This window comes from Actinotignum sp. usb-actsch-rep-73, assembly GCF_059082735.1.
In genome coordinates this window covers 1-15,292 of sequence record NZ_JBHNPV010000079.1, presented here as the reverse complement: position 1 = coordinate 15,292, position 15,292 = coordinate 1, and the positions used below count along the sequence as shown (strand labels likewise).

Annotated in this window: 16 protein-coding genes; 11 read left to right on the top strand and 5 right to left on the bottom strand. The window is 59.0% G+C overall.

Annotation, left to right across the window (positions count from 1 at the left end; translation table 11 throughout):
* Positions 1-495: hypothetical protein (locus AC5RE1_RS07175; protein WP_493938511.1), on the top strand; the 495-nt coding region annotated here is incomplete at its 5' end.
* Positions 492-1,559 carry a MarR family transcriptional regulator gene (locus tag AC5RE1_RS07170; RefSeq protein WP_493938510.1) on the top strand — a complete coding sequence of 356 codons (1,068 nt, stop codon included), beginning with the start codon at positions 492-494 and terminating at the stop codon, positions 1,557-1,559. The genes AC5RE1_RS07175 and AC5RE1_RS07170, both read left to right, overlap by 4 nt.
* A 68-nt stretch (positions 1,560-1,627) precedes the next feature.
* On the opposite strand, the gene AC5RE1_RS07165 is transcribed toward AC5RE1_RS07170, so the two are convergent.
* Positions 1,628-1,900: a hypothetical protein gene (locus tag AC5RE1_RS07165; RefSeq protein WP_285024170.1), complete on the bottom strand. Its 273-nt coding sequence runs from the start codon at positions 1,898-1,900 to the stop codon at positions 1,628-1,630.
* Positions 1,901-1,916: 16 nt separating this feature from the next.
* Positions 1,917-2,999, bottom strand: a complete 1,083-nt coding sequence (locus AC5RE1_RS07160) for a hypothetical protein (protein ID WP_493938509.1) — start codon at positions 2,997-2,999, stop codon at positions 1,917-1,919.
* Positions 3,000-3,059: 60 nt separating this feature from the next.
* Here AC5RE1_RS07160 and AC5RE1_RS07155 point away from each other — a divergent pair, with 60 nt between their 5' ends.
* The 8 genes from AC5RE1_RS07155 (at position 3,060) to AC5RE1_RS07120 (ending at position 11,688) form a co-directional block, all read left to right on the top strand.
* Positions 3,060-3,626, top strand: a complete 567-nt coding sequence (locus AC5RE1_RS07155) for a DUF6668 family protein (RefSeq protein ID WP_285084504.1) — start codon at positions 3,060-3,062, stop codon at positions 3,624-3,626.
* Positions 3,626-3,940, top strand: coding sequence for a hypothetical protein (locus AC5RE1_RS07150; protein WP_006680489.1), 315 nt, complete (start codon positions 3,626-3,628; stop codon positions 3,938-3,940). Before AC5RE1_RS07155 ends, AC5RE1_RS07150 begins: the two co-directional genes overlap by 1 nt.
* Positions 3,940-4,701 carry a DUF8175 domain-containg protein gene (locus tag AC5RE1_RS07145; protein ID WP_493938508.1) on the top strand — a complete coding sequence of 254 codons (762 nt, stop codon included), beginning with the start codon at positions 3,940-3,942 and terminating at the stop codon, positions 4,699-4,701. Before AC5RE1_RS07150 ends, AC5RE1_RS07145 begins: the two co-directional genes overlap by 1 nt.
* On the top strand, positions 4,702-5,949 hold the full coding sequence (locus AC5RE1_RS07140) for a hypothetical protein (RefSeq protein ID WP_493938507.1): 1,248 nt from the start codon (positions 4,702-4,704) through the stop codon (positions 5,947-5,949). It begins immediately after the preceding gene.
* Positions 5,946-7,427: an SCO6880 family protein gene (locus AC5RE1_RS07135; protein ID WP_131367596.1), complete on the top strand. Its 1,482-nt coding sequence runs from the start codon at positions 5,946-5,948 to the stop codon at positions 7,425-7,427. The genes AC5RE1_RS07140 and AC5RE1_RS07135 overlap by 4 nt, the downstream gene beginning before the upstream one ends.
* 143 nt (positions 7,428-7,570) lie before the next feature.
* The gene (locus tag AC5RE1_RS07130; RefSeq protein ID WP_131367595.1) at positions 7,571-8,902 is read left to right on the top strand and encodes a putative type IV secretion/conjugal transfer ATPase; all 1,332 of its coding nucleotides are present in this window, start codon (positions 7,571-7,573) and stop codon (positions 8,900-8,902) included.
* Positions 8,884-10,611: a type IV secretory system conjugative DNA transfer family protein gene (locus tag AC5RE1_RS07125; RefSeq protein WP_493938506.1), complete on the top strand. Its 1,728-nt coding sequence runs from the start codon at positions 8,884-8,886 to the stop codon at positions 10,609-10,611. Before AC5RE1_RS07130 ends, AC5RE1_RS07125 begins: the two co-directional genes overlap by 19 nt.
* A 15-nt stretch (positions 10,612-10,626) precedes the next feature.
* The gene (locus tag AC5RE1_RS07120) at positions 10,627-11,688 is read left to right on the top strand and encodes a hypothetical protein (protein WP_493938505.1); all 1,062 of its coding nucleotides are present in this window, start codon (positions 10,627-10,629) and stop codon (positions 11,686-11,688) included.
* A gap of 47 nt (positions 11,689-11,735) precedes the next feature.
* On the opposite strand, the gene AC5RE1_RS07115 is transcribed toward AC5RE1_RS07120, so the two are convergent.
* The 3 genes from AC5RE1_RS07115 to mobC are packed head-to-tail and all read right to left on the bottom strand — an operon-like array spanning position 11,736 to position 14,510.
* Positions 11,736-12,119, bottom strand: a complete 384-nt coding sequence (locus AC5RE1_RS07115; RefSeq protein WP_285067564.1) for a DUF4913 domain-containing protein — start codon at positions 12,117-12,119, stop codon at positions 11,736-11,738.
* Positions 12,120-12,144: 25 nt separating this feature from the next.
* Positions 12,145-14,097, bottom strand: a complete 1,953-nt coding sequence (locus tag AC5RE1_RS07110; protein WP_493938504.1) for a relaxase/mobilization nuclease domain-containing protein — start codon at positions 14,095-14,097, stop codon at positions 12,145-12,147.
* On the bottom strand, positions 14,094-14,510 hold the full coding sequence (gene mobC, locus AC5RE1_RS07105) for a plasmid mobilization relaxosome protein MobC (RefSeq protein WP_285067559.1): 417 nt from the start codon (positions 14,508-14,510) through the stop codon (positions 14,094-14,096). Before mobC ends, AC5RE1_RS07110 begins: the two co-directional genes overlap by 4 nt.
* A gap of 531 nt (positions 14,511-15,041) precedes the next feature.
* Here mobC and AC5RE1_RS07100 point away from each other — a divergent pair.
* A partial coding sequence (locus AC5RE1_RS07100; protein ID WP_493938503.1) for a hypothetical protein occupies positions 15,042-15,292 on the top strand: 251 nt, incomplete at its 3' end.

Sequence of the window (15,292 nt, the reverse complement as noted above, 5' to 3'; positions counted from 1 at the left end):
GTGGAAGTCGAGATTGATTCGCCGTTGGGGGTGGCGGATGCGGAGTTGATCGCGGAGTGCCTGCCACCGCCCTTGAGGGTGTTGGATGCTACGGGCGCTGTTGCGGTGGCGCGGGTGTTGCGTGAGTGCGTGGACGCGGGTTGGCAACCGGCCCAGATTCGCCAGGTGATGGATCAGGCTTTGCCGCCCAATGTTGGTCGTTTGCCGGCCTTGGTGTGTTACAGGCTTCGGGCGAATGTGCTCAAGGGCCAGCCCCCGGCGCGTAGTGCGGATGAGGATCCGCGTGTGCGTCGTGAGCGTGAGCGCCAGGCGGAGCGCGCGCGTCAAGAGCGCATTGAGGCTCTTGCGGCTCAGGTTGAGCTTGGGGATGTTGATCCGTTGTGGGATCAGGCGTGGAGCCAGGTTGTGTCTGAGAACCCGGAGGCGTCTCGCGTGGAGCAGTTGCATTTGGCGCAGGAGCGTCACGCTGTCTTGCTGGGTGGTGAGTCGGCGTGAGTGTGTCGTGGCCGGTGTGGGCGCGTGGCGTGAAGGGTTTAACCCCGTCGCAGTCGCTGGTGTTGTTTGAGCTTGCCCGTTTGGCTGATGCTCGGGGCGTGGTGATTTGCGCGGTTGAGCATTTGGTGGAGGCTACGGGCGTGGCGCGTCGGAGCGTGTTTCGCGCGTTAGCTGGGTTGGAGGAGCGCGGCGTGCTTTCTCGAAAGATGCGCTACCGGGGCGGTAAGCAGGCTTCGTCAAGGTTTGTTTTGCATTGGGTGACTACTCGTAGCCAAGCGATTGTCAGTGATGATGTTCGCGAGGCTGGGGTAGTAGTTGAGTCGGGCGCTCAGGCGTGCGAGAGCACTGTGGCTTTGCGTATTTCGGATAATGAGGGTTTGCGCAGGACTCTTGAGCAGGCCGCGTCTGAGGGTTGGCGTGGGGCTGCGGCTCAGTGTTTGGCGGCGACGTTGCACCAGGTGGGTGCGCGCCAGTTTTCTAGCGCGATTTCAAGGGGTATGCAGTTTTCGGGCATGTCGTATTCCGAAGCGGCGTGTGACACGTATGGGATCGCGTGGGAGGTGGCGATAACGTGCACTGAGCAGCTTGTTGAGGCTTTGAGCCCGTGGGCGGTGTGGACAACGATTGTGAACCGGCGTTGTTTTGCTCGTGATGATGCTCGTGGCGTGGAGGAGCTGGTGGAGCCAGCGATGATGCCTGAGATGGGTTTGCGTCCTGGTATGGGCCAGGAGGGTGAGGTGTGGGTGTCGGTCGATGATTTTTCCGGCCCGCTTGCTCGACTGGTTGAGGCTTTGATCGATGCGGGTATGAGTGAGACCTTGGCGTGGGCGGGCACGCTTCGCGTGGCTGAACTGGCGGTGAGTGATGCGTCAAGGCGGCACCGGGCAGCTGGTGTTGATCCGCGTTTATCTGATCTTGGTGTGAGCCCGGATGCGGGAAGGGCGTGGATGACGATGTTAGTTGGCTCTCGCCGTGGCGTGAAGGGTAGTATTTTGGATGCTGATGATGAATCATTAGCGTTAGCGGCTCGCGAGGTGGTTGAGGCTCTTACCCCCGCAGCCTAGTTAATGTGACGCGTGCCACTATAGGGAGTGTGGGCAGAGTGCCAAATTGGCACTCTGCTTTTTGGTTTTTATAGGGGTTTGAATTCGTCGTTGATTTGTTGGATGACTTCTTCGTAGTTGGTGTCTTGTCCTACTTCGACCGTGTTTGTGGCGACGGTGATGAGGATGCGGTAGAAGATTCTGTTTTCGTTTGGGTCAAAGCCGTATTGGTAGGCCAGTTGTGTTCCCACGGTTTGAGCTGTGGCGTAGTCGTGGGCGATGAAGTATCTACTTCCGGCCTGGTCGGGGGTTGTGCCCTCGAAGGTGACGATGTATTCGTTGTGGTGTTCGAGTTGTTGCATGTGTTGGTTTCTCCGGTTAGTAGATGGTGATGGTGCCCGAGTTTGCTAGGCCGTCGCAGCTGGTGGTCCATGCTTGTGTGCCGAGTGGGATGCCACTAACGGTGGCGTATGCGGTTCCGGGGATTGAGGTGCTTGCCGCCCCACCGGTTCCGCCGATGCTGATGCTGCATGTGGCGTAGCCGCTGCCTGAAAGATTGATTGCGAAGTGTGCGGCTCCGCCTCCGCTGGTGTTTACCGAGGTGTTCATTGATGTCACTCCAGCAGGAGCCGGAGCAGGTGCTGGGGCTGGTGCTGGAGCCGGCGTGGGTGCTGGTTCTGGCGAGGGTGCTGGTGTGGGTTCTGGTTCGGGTTCTGGTGCTGGTTCTGGTTCCGGCGTGGGTGCAGGTTCTGGTTGGGGTGCTGATTGCGGTTGGGTCTCAGACTGGGGTGTGGGTTTGTCGGTTTCTTGAGTCGAAACCGGCGCGCTTGGCTGCCCGGTTGGTTCGCTGGGTTTTCCGCCACCTGGTTGTAGCATGCGCACACTGAATATGACCGCTAGCGTCATGAGGATGATGAGTGTGGCCACGATGAGCTTTAACCGTTTGATTCGGGCCGGCTTATCCTTGCTGTCACCTGGGTTGTGCGTTGCAGGTTCTGCTTTTTCCTGAGGCGTTTTTCTGTTAATGCCTTGAGGCTCTGGGGCAATAGTTTCTTCTACTCTTTGTGGCTCTGGTGGCCTTTGGGGTGGAAGGGTGGCTTGTTTGTGCAGGGTTTGGGGCAGGGGCTGAGTGTGGTCTAGTTCGTCGCGGGCAAGGTTGCTGGCAACTCCGGCATTGCTGGCATTGCTGGCGTTGTCGGTGGTGGGGGTTTCCGCGTTGTCGGTGTGGTGGGTGTCTATGTCTCCGTTTGGGTGGATGCTCATGTGGTAGGTGCCGTCTGGGCCGCTGGCGGTCACGGGGAGGGTGCGCCCGTAGTGTTTGGCGATGGAGGCAGCGACGTTCATGGCTTGCCTCTGTGCGTCTTGTCCTGGTGGTAGTTGGGCTTGGGTGATGCCGGCGCTGGCGATGGTGATGGTGCCGTCAGTGTTTTGGGTGATGGTGATGGGTGGCCAGGCGGTCATTTCTCGTCCTTGTTTTGGGTGTGTGCGCACGTTCTACGTAGTACGTAGAAGGGAGCGCACATGAGTGAAGCAAATCCGTGGGCTAGCCCGCCTGTCATGCCTGTGCAGTCGCCCGCGCCGGAAAGGCCGGTGCGGGCGCGGGTGTGGAAGCCGGGTGCACAGGTGTCGATGACGGGCGGGTTGCCGATTGTTTCGGCTCAGGGCCAGGAGTGTCCGCTGTGGGTGGTTGCTGCTCATGGTGGGGCTGGGGCCACGTCGTGGGCGAGGCTTCTTGGCGCTGGCGATGCTGGCGTGGGTTGGCCTGATCCGAGTGGGTTTACTCGCGCGGTGGTGGTTGCTCGCAATAGTTTTGTGGGGCTTCGGGCCGCGCAGTCGGCCGCTATCCAGTGGGCTTCTGGCCAGGTAGAGCGCGTGGAGTTGGCGGGCTTGGTGTTGTCTGCGGACGCGCCGGGCAGGCCGGTTAAAGAGCTGGTGGAGCTACGTAAGCGGATAGAGGGGGCGTTTCCGCGCGTGTGGCTGGTGTCGTTCCAGGCCGCGTGGCGCGCCCAACTGGCGTGGGAGGCCCCCACCTCGCGTGAGGTTCGCAAGGTTTTGAAAGATTTGTCTGTGATTGGAAAGGAAGTCTGATGACGGTTTTTTCTAGGGGTACTGCCCTGATTGGTGCGGGTAAGGCACGCTTGGTAGCTGGCTTGGCTGGTTTGGAGCTCAACCCGGTTCCTGTGGCTCCCCCTGGCGTGGTGGATAAGGTGTCGACGGTGTTGAACTGGCTGATGTGGATTGCCGGGGCAACGGTGATTGTGGGCTTCATTATTGGTGGCATTATGCTCGCGGTTTCTAATGAGCGTGGCATGGGTAATGAGAACGTGCGCCGTATCGGGTTTGTGATTATGGGCGCGGTCGTGATCGCAGCGGCTGCGGCTTTAGCGAAAGCACTGCTGTGATGGCGGAGGAAGAAAAGGCTGTTAATAGTCTGGTTCGCCCAGGGTTTATTGTTTCTGCCTTGCTGCTTGTCGCTTTGATTGTGGGGTTGGCGTTCTTATTGTTTACCCGCGAGAACGCTCGCGAGGCCGGCGCTGATAAGCCTGTTGAAGTCTCATCTACTAGGCAGGAAAGTGGGGGCCAGGCCCAGTCTGGCCTGGTCGAGGACGCGGGGCTACCTGAGTCTGATTCAGTGTGCGGGCTTGTCGCCCATGACCAGGTGGTTCCATCTCAGGCCTTGCCGTCTGTGCCGATCGATGTTGGTGATCGTATTCAGGTGCCACATGTTGACGGGTATGGGCCGGGCGTGACGGAGGGCGTTTCGCATTGTTTTGCGCACACCCCGTCTGGAGCGATTCTTGCGTCGGCTAACTTCGTCACGTGGTTTTCATCGAAGGAACACCTCGATGAGGTGGTGCCTACGCTCATGGCTACAGGGCCTAACCGGGATCGGTTGGAGTCTCAGATTAAGAGTCAGTGGCAGGGCGAGACTGGTTCGCCTGTGATGATTCACGGGTTTAAGTATGAAGATCGCGGCCCTGATAACGCGATGGTGGTTCTCGCTGTTTCACCCGTGGCCTCTCCCGACAAGATGATGGGGTTCCCGGTGGTGCTGATGTGGCAGGACGGGGATTGGAAGGTGGAGGCTCCGTCTACTGATTCGTGGGGTGAGCGGATTATTGATTCGCTGCCTTTAGAGGGGTTCGTGGAGTGGGGCGCGTAAATGTGTCATTTCTGGGAATTGTCGTGCAAAATTAGCGAGGCCGCGACTGAGGCGAGTGAGAACATTATTGCCCAGTGGGCGTTCAACATCATTCAGGACGTGTCGGCCACGTTGCTGAAAGTCGGCACGGTATGGCTAGGCGTTGGCACGCCTAGCCTGACTGGAGCCGATTCTGCGGTTGGTTTCATCCATTCCACCACTCGTCTCCTCGTACTGGCTTTAGCTATCGGCTCGTTTATGGTCGCTGGTATTCACTTGGCCCTTTCTAAGCGCGGCGAGGGTGCGATGAACGTCTTGCACGCCCTGTTAGCTCTCGCTTTGGTTTCCAGTGTTTCTGTTGGCGCAGGCCAGCTACTGGTGGAGGCCTCAGATGAGTTTTCCACGTGGGTTATTGGCTTGGTTATAGATGGTGATGCAGGACAGTTTGGCGTCAAGATTCTCAACGTCACTGGTATTAACGGTGGCCTGGGGCTAACGATTTTGATCGTGGGCGGCTTGGGTGCACTGGTGGCAAACCTGGTGCAGATTGGCCTGATGTTTATCCGCTCATCGATGCTGATTTTGCTGGTTGGGATCATGCCTGTGGCGGCGGGAGCGTTTTCTACCAAGTGGGGTAGGGCATGGCTGAGCAAGATCATCGCCTGGTTTTTCGCGTTCTTAATGTTCAAACCGGCCGCGTCAATCATTTACGCGGTGGCAATCAAGCTGGTGCAGGGCGAGTCGTGGTCTATTGCTGATGGTGATGAGCTTACTCGTTTCATTACCGGGGTAATCATGATGATTTTGGCGGTACTGTCGTTGCCCGCACTGATTACTTTCATGGTTCCAGCCACCGAAGCGCTCAGTAGTGGCGGTTCTGGCGCTGGTGCTGGTGCGGGCGCGGTTCTAGCTACTGGCGCGATGACGGTCGCCAGGGGCGCGGGTGCGGCCGCTAGTGGTGGCGCTACCGAAGTAGCAGGCGCTGCCCTTGGCGCAGGACAAGCAGCTCACGGGGCAATCAATGGCGCGGTTTCGGGTGGTTCGCCTGGCGGCGGCGAGAATAGTTCGCCTGGTGTTTCAGGGTCGGCGGGAGCTTCTGGGTCTAACGGTCAAGACGGCGCTACAGGACCGTCTGGAGCTAGTGGCCAGACTGGGGCCAGCGGGCAAGATGCGGTGCCTAGCGCGGACGGGCAGGCCCCATCGGGTGCGAGTGAGGCGGCAGATACGGCTGGTGGCGGGCCTAATGGTGGGCAGGAGGCTCAGTGGTGAGTGATGAGGCGGTAAAGGTTCGCACGTACGGCAACTGGCGGGTTCCACGTCGCGCAGGGCTTGGCAAGCTCGGTTTTGGTGAGTCGTTGATTGTTTTGCTTGGCCTGGCCGTGGTGTCGGTGGTGGCCATGTCCAAAGGCGTGATGGTGGCAGCTCTTGTCGCCGTGGCGTGGGCAGGCGGAGTGTTGCTTGTGATTACGCGCGACGTGCACGGAGTGTCGGTTTTAGAAAGGATGAGGCAAAAGATGCGTTTTCGGCGGGCGGCGCGTAGGAAGTCGAACATTCATGCTTCTGGTGGTCTTGCGGTTGATCCAACGCAGGGTAAGTGTCACCTACCTGGAATGTTGTACGGCTCGCGTCTGAGTGAGCATAAGGACTCTTATGAGCGTCCCTATGGTTTGGTTGAGCATGGGGATGGCACGCTCAGCGTGGTCATGTCTGTCTCACCTGAGGGGGGCGGTTTGACCGATCAGGACACGGTGGATCACCAGGTGGCATTGTGGGGCATGTGGCTTGGTGATTTGGGCGGGCAAATGGGCGTGGCTCAGGCCAGCGTGTGTGTGGAGACGATTCCTGATAGTGGGGATCGGCTTCGCCGCGAGGTGGGTGCTCGCATGAGCGATCAGGCCCCGCTGGTAGCCCGCCAGATTCTGACCCGTGTGGTCGATGATTATGGGCAGGGTGCGGCGAGGGTGCGCGCGTGGATTACGCTCACGTTTGACCCGTCTAAGATGGGCGCTTCGGCTAAGAAGCGTCCGCAAGTTGTTTCACGTATTTCTTCGGACTTGCCGGGTCTTACTCAAACGCTGATGGGCACAGGCGCGGGCGGGGTGCATCTTTTGACCGCGCGTGAGGTGTGTCAGCTCACGCGCGTGGCGTTTGATCCGGCGAGTGAAGCCTTGTTTGAGCAGGCAGCTAATGCTGGTGAGGACGTTGCTTTGACGTGGGAGGATGCCGGGCCTATGAGAGCTGTGGCCCAGTGGGATCATTACCGGCATGATTCGGGTCTTTCACGCACGTGGGTGATGTCGAGGCCTGCGCGCGGGTATGTCCAATCTGGCGTGTTGCGCAAGATTTTAGAGCCGTCTCGTGACGTGCAGCGCAAGCGCGTCACTATTGTGTACCGGCCTTTGGATGCGGCCAAGGCTCCAGGGGCGGCGGATGCGGATGTGAACCGCGCGGCCGCGCGGGTGGAGAACACGCCTCGGCCTACCGCTACTGCGCGTAGGGAGCTTCGTGCAGCTCAGCAGGTGGCTGATGAGGAAGCGTCGGGCGCGGGCTTGTTGGATTTCGCGCTGATTATTAGCGCTACAACGAGTGCCGATGAGCTTGATGATACTTCTAGCGCGGTCCAGGCGTTGGCCGCTTCTTCACGTCTTTTGGTGCGCCCGGCTTATGGTGCGCAGGATAGCGCGTTCGCACTCGGCCTACCTTTAGGGCTTCGCCCGGCTTCGCAGGCATTGTCTGGAGGCTGGTAGGCGTGGCTTTTGTAACTGACCTGGTATCAGCTCTTTTCACCAGCTCTACCACTACTAGCAGTAGGGGCAAGCCTGGTTCTGGCACGGTAGCTAATCAGCCGCTGATCCAGCCGTGGCGCGCCACGTCGAAACAAGTGTGTGGCATGTTCCCTTTCATCGTGGGGTCGAACACGGCTTTAGTGGGAGCGCCCCTTGGTCGGGCCTTGCATGGTGGGGGAGCAGTGTGCGCCGACGAAATCTCATGGTTTGAGCGCGGTTTGATTAGTGCCCCTTCGGCAATGGTGCTCGGTTTGAACGGTTTGGGTAAGTCCTCTCTGGTTCGGCGCATGATTACCGCTTCAGCCGGGTTCGGGGTGCACACGATGGTTCTGGGCGATATTAAGCCAGACTATGTGGCGTTGATTGAAGCCCTTGGCGGGCAAGTCATCAGTATTGAGCATGGTGGTGCGGGTATTAACCCACTCGATGCTGGCAACGTGCGTGAGGCCGTGGAGTTGTTGGAAGCGGCAGGCAAGTTTGAGGATCGTGACAAGCTCCTGGCCGCAGCCCATGAGCGTAAGAAAGACATGGTGTGCTCCCTCATCCACATTATTCGTCGCACGCCACCTTCAGATAGGGAGGAGACGATTGTTGACGAGGCTATTCGTATTTTGGAGACCTATGATCGGCCAGTAGTGTTGGCTGACCTTTTGGAGGTTGTGCGCTCCGCTCCAGATGAGCTCCGCGCAGCCGCACTGGATCGCGGCGATATTAACCATTACCGGACGGTCACCGAGAGCTTGGAAGCGTCGCTCATGGCTTTGTTGTCGGGCCGCTTTGGCGGTCTATTCGCGGTGGAGACTACAACGCCGATGATGATGGATCGTTCCGTAGTGTTTGACGTGTCCGCATTTAAGGAAGCCTCAGAGGACCTACAGGCCGCGTTGTTGCTTGCTACGTGGTCGTACGGGTTTGCGACCGTGGAGATCGCGCAGACACTGGCTGATGCGGGTGTTGCTCCGAGGCGGCGTTACAAGATTGTCATGGATGAGCTGTGGCGTATTTTGCGCGCCTCATCGGGCTTGGTTGAGCGTATTGACTCTCTTACTCGTCTGAACCGCACGGTGGGTGTGGGCCAGCTGATGGTCACGCACTCGATGGCAGATTTTAACGCTCTGGCTTCCCCGGCAGACCGGCTGAAAGCCTTGGGGTTTGTTGAGCGGTCGAAAATGCTGTTTTTAGGTGGCCTTCCCGCCCGTGAGATGGAGTTGTTGGAGGGCGTGTTTTCTTTGACTGAGAAGGAAAAGTCGATGCTGACCTCGTGGAATGCTCCGGGCACGTACGACCCCACCACGGGTAGGGACGCCCCGCCTCTTGGCATGGGCAAGTTCATGTTGAAAACCTCCAACGCTCCGGGCACACCGTTCCAGGTGCGTTTCGTAGCGGGGGAGGCTGCCTTGTCGGATACGAACCAACGGTGGAACAAAAGAAGATGAGTGCGCGCGATGATGTATCCACGTGGGAGCCGTCCACTGTTGTAATGGCGGTCTTTATCGCCATTGTGGGCGCAGCTAGCCTACTTATCACTCTTGGCGCACACGCTTGGGCGCTCTGGCGCGGGGTAGACGGGGTTTCGTGGAACCCGTTTACTCTCATGATCGAGGTGTTTCAGGGCCGGCTTGACCCGACCGGCGAAGTGTATTGGTGGATTGGCGGGGTAGGCGTTGCCCTCCTCATCCTTGTCCTTACTGGTCTGGTTCTGGCACTTCCACGCCGCTCTAAGCGCTCTAGGCGCGGTGATGAGGCCGCGCAGTGGGCTGGTAGGGGTAAAGATATTGAGCCGATCACGAAGGCGGCTGTGGCCGCTAAAGCGAAGCGTTTAGGCGTGAGTGGTGCCCTCGGATTCCCGGTGGGTCGCACGGTGGCTGGTGGGATACCGGTCATGTCATCGTTTGAGGACGTGTGTATCACGATTGCAGGGCCGCGTACAGGTAAGACCACCTCGTGGGTGGTGCCCCGCATTTTCGCTGCTCCTGGCGCGGTTGTGGCCACGTCGAACAAACGGGACATAGTAGATGAGACCCGCACGCGTCGTGCTCAGGCCACGGGTGAACAAGCGTGGGTGTTTGACCCCCAAGGCCTCGCTGGTGAAGAACAGTCGTGGTGGTGGAACCCGCTGTCGTACGTGACTGATTATGTGCAGGCAGGCGCGTTGGCAGACATGTTTTTATCTGCTGAGGACGTGTCGAATAAGGACGGCAACGACATGTGGGATCAGTGGGCGTGCCAACTGATCGCCCCGATGCTGTTAGCGGCCGCCACGGCAGGCAAGCCAATCACGGCTCTGCACACGTGGTTGGCTGACCAGACTAATGATGAGCCGGTTCTGTTGCTCCGCAGCCTTGCAGGCGAGTGCGCTGAGGATGACGTGCGAGATGATCTGTTGAAAGCTGCTACTAGCCTGGAAGGGTTTATGGGCATGCCCGCTGAAACGCGCGGCAGTGTGTATGGTGGCGCGGTGCGGATCATGCACTTTTTGAATAACACGCGCCTGATGCGTTGGGTCACCCCCGTCAAGGGTATGCCCGAGTTTCACCCAAGCGAGTTCGTTAAGACCAAGCAAACCTTGTATTGCTTGTCGCAAGAAGGACGCGGGAGCGCAACCCAGATTGTCACCCCGCTTACCGTGGCCGTGGTTGAAGCGGCCACGGCCTACGCCACTAGCCAGGCGGGCGGCAGGTTGGCTACTCCCATGCTGATCGAGTTGGACGAGGCGGCGAATGTGTGTCGGTGGAACGAACTGCCCTCGCAGTATTCCCATTTTGGTTCTCGCGGGCTGTGTGTAGACACGGTGTTGCAGTCGTGGAGTCAGGGTGAGCGAGTGTGGGGCGATAAGGGCATGAAGGCCCTTTGGTCGGCCGCGAATGTGAAGGTGTATGGCGGTGGCGTGTCAGAGCCAGACTTTTTGCGCAACCTCTCAGAACTGATTGGTACACATTGGGTGGACTCTACCCAGATTTCAAGTTCTTCTCAGGGCAGGTCGTATTCAACATCTAAGGCATCCCAGCAGCGGCCTATTGCCACCGTGTCGGACTTGCAGGCACTCCCCCAGGGCAGGGCGTGGGTGTTCGCTTCTGGCGCGGTAGCCACTTTGGTGCGACTGATCCCGTTTTGGGACCAGGAAGATTATCAGCCGGGCAAGTAGTTAAGGGAGAATACTATGGCAGATCACGTGTTGAATGAGACCAGCGCGGAAATGGTGCGCGCATGGCGGGTAGCGATGGCGGTGGGCCGTTTCATGGCCATGCGCAGAGAACAAGTCTTACGCAAGGCTGAACAATCCTCAGTCCAGCATGAGAGAGCGTTGCGAAGGGCGATTGAGGATGAGCGCCTGTTAGCGCAAAAGGTTTACTCTCAAGCCCTTGACGATAAGTGGTGGCACACCGCCGTCGAAGATGACGCAGCCTACGTTTACGGGGTGGCACGCCGTTTTAGCGATATTGACCCCCAGGCAGAGTTAGCTGCGCGCAGGTGTGAGAGGGAGGCTAAAGAGCGGTGGGGCATTGACGTTCACGGGCCACTAGCAACCGCTAGTGGTATTCCCAGTGTGGACGAGGCACTGAAGGACGCTCCCGTGCTCGATGGGGAGGACGCGGCCGAGTTGAAACCGGCCGTGCAAGAAGTGTTGTACCGGGCCTATCAGGACGGGGACTATCAGATGGTGGGTCAGGATCGGGCCGAGGCGATCTTGGACTACGTGCAAGAGCAGAAGGACACTGCCCCGGATTGGCTCAATAGTCTCTGGCAAAAAGACTTATCCCAGTGGCTAGACGGGGACGCTCATATCGCGCAGCGGGTGCGCGATATTTATCCCGACATTCAAGCAGCTGAGCAGATGTACGCCGAAGCCGTTGGCATGGCCGCTCACGCTCAGCGTCAGGCGGGCGTTGAAGGCCGAGAAGGGCGCGAGGCGAGGCAGGAGCTCAAGGCGGGCGAGTCTAGCGAGGGTGCAGAAGGCGCGGCGGTGAAAGAGATGAGCGAGGCCAAGCATGCCGGGCGCGGCGCTGAGGTGGCGTGGGATACGATGCAGGCCCGACAGGCGCACGCCCAGTCTTTGCTCGATCAGGGAGCAGACCCGCAGGCGGTGCGCGCGGCGATGACTGCCGACACGGGACTACACCAGCCCGCTAGGACGGCCACGCGCAAGAGCGGTAAGACGAACACTACTTTCGCGCGAGTGCCAAGTAAGAAGGCGGTGCGTGTACAGACCCGCCACATGTAGACCGAGTGAGAGGGCGGCCGACACTACATAGTGTCGGCCGCTCGTCATTATTCGCGCGGCTGGATAATGTCAGGAGCGGCTGGCTCACAAGGAAGCTCCCCATCAGGGTGAGGCCGCATGTCGCGATGCCCGCCCTCGACGCTACAGCCTTTGAAGGGGCCGTCATTGTCGAGTAGTACCGCCATGATTGGATCAGCGTAGCTTACCAGCCACTGCGCAGCTGCTAGCGGTCCATCGTGGACGCGCATGTGCTCCCAAGCAAGCCATAAGGCTTGCAAGCGGTAGACCGCTTCATCATGCTTCCACCATTGCGGACACCACGTCATCCGCCCTTTAGGTAAGGCGCGCTCGTAGATGCGCACAAGAAAATCACGAACGAACACGTCCACGGTGGGGTAGTACAGGCCAGGGGTATCTACTTCTTCACTCATACCCGCTACGTGGACTGTGCGCGCACTACCTGGAGCGGGACTGCCCACCACGCTTGGGTGGTAGCCACGTTGGTTTGCTCCGGTGGCGGGTGGGGCCTACCTTCTTAATCTGCGGGACCTCTCCAATACCAGGTAGTGGCGGCTTGGAGCGTTTACCTGCTTCACTAGCGTCTGTCCCGCTCGTGGAGGTTTGTTCTTGTTGCGTGCCCTGGTTCTCGCTTGCTTGGGCTTGGGCCGGGGTTTGGAATAGGGATTGACGTAGTTCGCTCATGTAATCGCGGTGACTATGGTTAGTGCGACTATCACTGTGCTCTGTTGGAGTGGTAAAGCCTTGGGGAGTGGCAAGCCAAGGGGTGCGCTGGCCGATACGCTCAATCTCCGCCTCTTCACCTACGCTGGCCCGCGCCACTGCCGGCTCGATGATCTGTTCAGGTGAAAGTGGCGGCTCCGGCTCAGTCGTGATTTCCGGGAGCGTGTCTTGCTGCAAAGGCACCGGCTCAGCCTGCAACTGCGTAGTGGCTTGCAGATAGGGGGCTTCCATGCGCACGCGCTCGTACACGCCGCGCGTGTCACGCAGCATTGCGGCCGCAGTGTTGGCCTGTTGGGCTTGCCGGTATAGGTCGGCCAACGCTTTTACTAGCTCCATTGTTGCCACCAGGGCAAGCGCGTAGGAGACTTCACTGTTCTTTGGAGTAACAGCGGTGCTGAGCAGTTGGGCTCCAAGGACAACCCACGGGCTTGTCCCACTCTTTTGTGCGGGCCGTTGTTTGAGTTGCCCGCTACGCCCCACTTGGCGCGCGCAGTAGTCCAGCGCGCCTCTCATCTCATCGCTTAAGTCTGGTTGCTGTGCAGCGGCAGCGAGTAGACCAGCCACATCATTAGTGGCGTTAGCAAGAGCCAATCGATCAGTTGGATCAACGTTGCTCAGCTGGTCGCGGTAGATGTCCAGGCCGCGCTTGTGGCCAAGCCATTCCTCCCTCGTGTATGAGCGGCGGCCGCCTGACAGGGGCATGCCCTTCCATGCGTCTTGCCACGCGCCCACCGCGTCAGTGGCGGACTCGATAGTGTCTGGCCAACGATCACGCAGCGCACGAAGCGTGAGGTCACGCGCGATGGAACCGCCCGCATACCATTGCGTCTTGACGCCCGGCTTAGTGTGTAGCGCAGCCGAGTAGCCCACCACCACGTCGGTGCGGCCTTTAGCAAAGCGTGGGCGCAACCTCACGCCCAGGCCACGGGCGCGGGCAATGAAGTCCACCTCGCTAGTCGCAGCCTTAGATGCTGCGCGCAAGCGTGACTCAAGCGCGGCCCGGTCGGTCACCTGCTTGCCCGCGCGCCGTGCAGCGTTGAGTGCTTGAGCGCTGTCACACTTGGAGCTGCGCGCGTGTTCACGCGACTCAACAATGCGTAGCCCGTACTTGTGCTCAAGCATGTTGCACGCGCGCTGGCTACGTGGTTGATCGTTCCACGAGTTCCACCTCGTGCCGTCCTCGCGAACAATGTTCGCGGCAATGTGAATGTGATCCCCACCGTTCTTAGACGTGCCGTGATGGATCGCCACCCACCGGCACTCAGCCTTGCCTGACGCGACGGTGAACTCCATCTCGTCCATGAAGTCGCGCGCGATTGCCGCCCACTTGTCCTCAGACAATGGACCCTCATCGGGGGACAGGGACAAAGAACAGTGCCACACGTGGTTTGGACCGTAATCAGCGACGCGTGTCTTACCCATTTCAGGATCAAACTTGCGGATAGGTCCGCTCACGAAGCGTTCGGTCTCGTGCATGAATGAGTCGAGATAGTTCGCTATCTCGCTTGCTTGAGCAAGCGACAGTTCTGACCAGTCGCCCCACCTGTTCATGATCGTCCTTGAGCCAGCCACCAAGTGCGGCTCGACATGTTCGTTCGCGCGTCCAGGACCAACCAAGTAACGCATGAGACCACCAGTGTCGCCACCACCAACAATGTTGGGCATCATCGGCGCACACTCGCAAGCAAATAGTTGATCTCATCAACGCTACGCTCAACCTGGCCTAGCACATCATCAATATGTTTAGGCAACTCCCCTTTGACGTGAGCGTAGCGAGTGAGCTGGTTGAGGTTGTTAGCCAAGCCGGTGAGCTTGCGACGGTAATCGCGCAAGTCGGTAATAACCTCTGCAAGATTGTCGGTATCAATTTCTTGTGCCGAAGCTGGATGCAACGCAGCGTGGACGAGAGTGCGAGAGAGTGACCAGCCTTGATTGTTCGCCTTAGCTTCAAGCAACGCCCGCTCTTTACTTGTGAGGTGAACACGCAACGACGAACGCTGAAGGCCGTTAATCGATCGGGGAGCGCGACGAACATCGCGCGATGCAACGCGCTGCCTATCCGGCTTGTCCGACCCACTCATCAGTCTCAATCTCCTCAGCGTAGCGACCCGAAGGGATCACACTCCTAGTGTGCCCCAGGTAGAACCACGTGTCTACCTGCAAGCCTGATAATGGTACCATTATCATATAGCTTGCTCCCCAGGCGACCGCGCACACTGTCGTGTGCGCTAGGGTGCGAGGGAAACGCACCTTGTGCGTTTGATTGGCTAGGGGTGCAAGCTACATGGATGTGGCTTGACCACTGTCCGCGATGAGCAGCGGAGTGAGTCGCGGAGCACGCGCGAATGCGACGGCGAGGGGCACGGTTGCGCCTAGCGTTGCGACGTTAAGGTGCGTGGCTACGCCTGTCGTTGCGATGGTGAAGCGCAGTGGCGCACCGCTTCGCTGTGAGACACGATCACTCTTGATAGTCGTCGCCTACGCGCGACCGACCGCGTTGCGAGTTCGGTTCGGTTTGGTCTGGTGGTTGTGCGCATGTGTGCGCGCACAACCTACGTAACGGGCGAAGCCATTAACCCGTGGCTTTTTGTGAAGTGAAAGGAAAACTTTGAATGTCAAACCCATTCGACCCAGTGACCAAACTGTTAAACCACGATGAGAACCGGGAGGACGCAGTGCGTAACCTCGGCCAGGCGATGATCCAACTTGAAGCAGTCGTATCTTCATACAAGAACGCATACAAGGCGGCAATTGCTACGGGCTGGACCACACGCGACCTCAACGTAGCCGGATTCTTCGACGTAGCAAAACTACCCAAGGTCAAGAAGATCGCCGCGCCCCCATCAAGCGCGCTCTTTAAAGA

Excerpts from the sequence above, each read along its gene's own strand:
- AC5RE1_RS07165 (WP_285024170.1), bottom strand. The coding sequence starts at position 1,900 with ATGCAACAACTCGAACACCACAACGAATACATCGTCACCTTCGAGGGC.
- AC5RE1_RS07145 (WP_493938508.1), top strand. The coding sequence starts at position 3,940 with ATGGCGGAGGAAGAAAAGGCTGTTAATAGTCTGGTTCGCCCAGGGTTT.
- AC5RE1_RS07150 (WP_006680489.1), top strand. The coding sequence starts at position 3,626 with ATGACGGTTTTTTCTAGGGGTACTGCCCTGATTGGTGCGGGTAAGGCA.
- mobC (WP_285067559.1), bottom strand. The coding sequence starts at position 14,510 with ATGAGTGGGTCGGACAAGCCGGATAGGCAGCGCGTTGCATCGCGCGAT.
- AC5RE1_RS07140 (WP_493938507.1), top strand. The coding sequence starts at position 4,702 with ATGTGTCATTTCTGGGAATTGTCGTGCAAAATTAGCGAGGCCGCGACT.
- AC5RE1_RS07115 (WP_285067564.1), bottom strand. The coding sequence starts at position 12,119 with ATGAGTGAAGAAGTAGATACCCCTGGCCTGTACTACCCCACCGTGGAC.
- AC5RE1_RS07110 (WP_493938504.1), bottom strand. The coding sequence starts at position 14,097 with ATGATGCCCAACATTGTTGGTGGTGGCGACACTGGTGGTCTCATGCGT.
- AC5RE1_RS07130 (WP_131367595.1), top strand. The coding sequence starts at position 7,571 with ATGTTCCCTTTCATCGTGGGGTCGAACACGGCTTTAGTGGGAGCGCCC.
- AC5RE1_RS07160 (WP_493938509.1), bottom strand. The coding sequence starts at position 2,999 with ATGACCGCCTGGCCACCCATCACCATCACCCAAAACACTGACGGCACC.
- AC5RE1_RS07155 (WP_285084504.1), top strand. The coding sequence starts at position 3,060 with ATGAGTGAAGCAAATCCGTGGGCTAGCCCGCCTGTCATGCCTGTGCAG.
- AC5RE1_RS07120 (WP_493938505.1), top strand. The coding sequence starts at position 10,627 with ATGGCAGATCACGTGTTGAATGAGACCAGCGCGGAAATGGTGCGCGCA.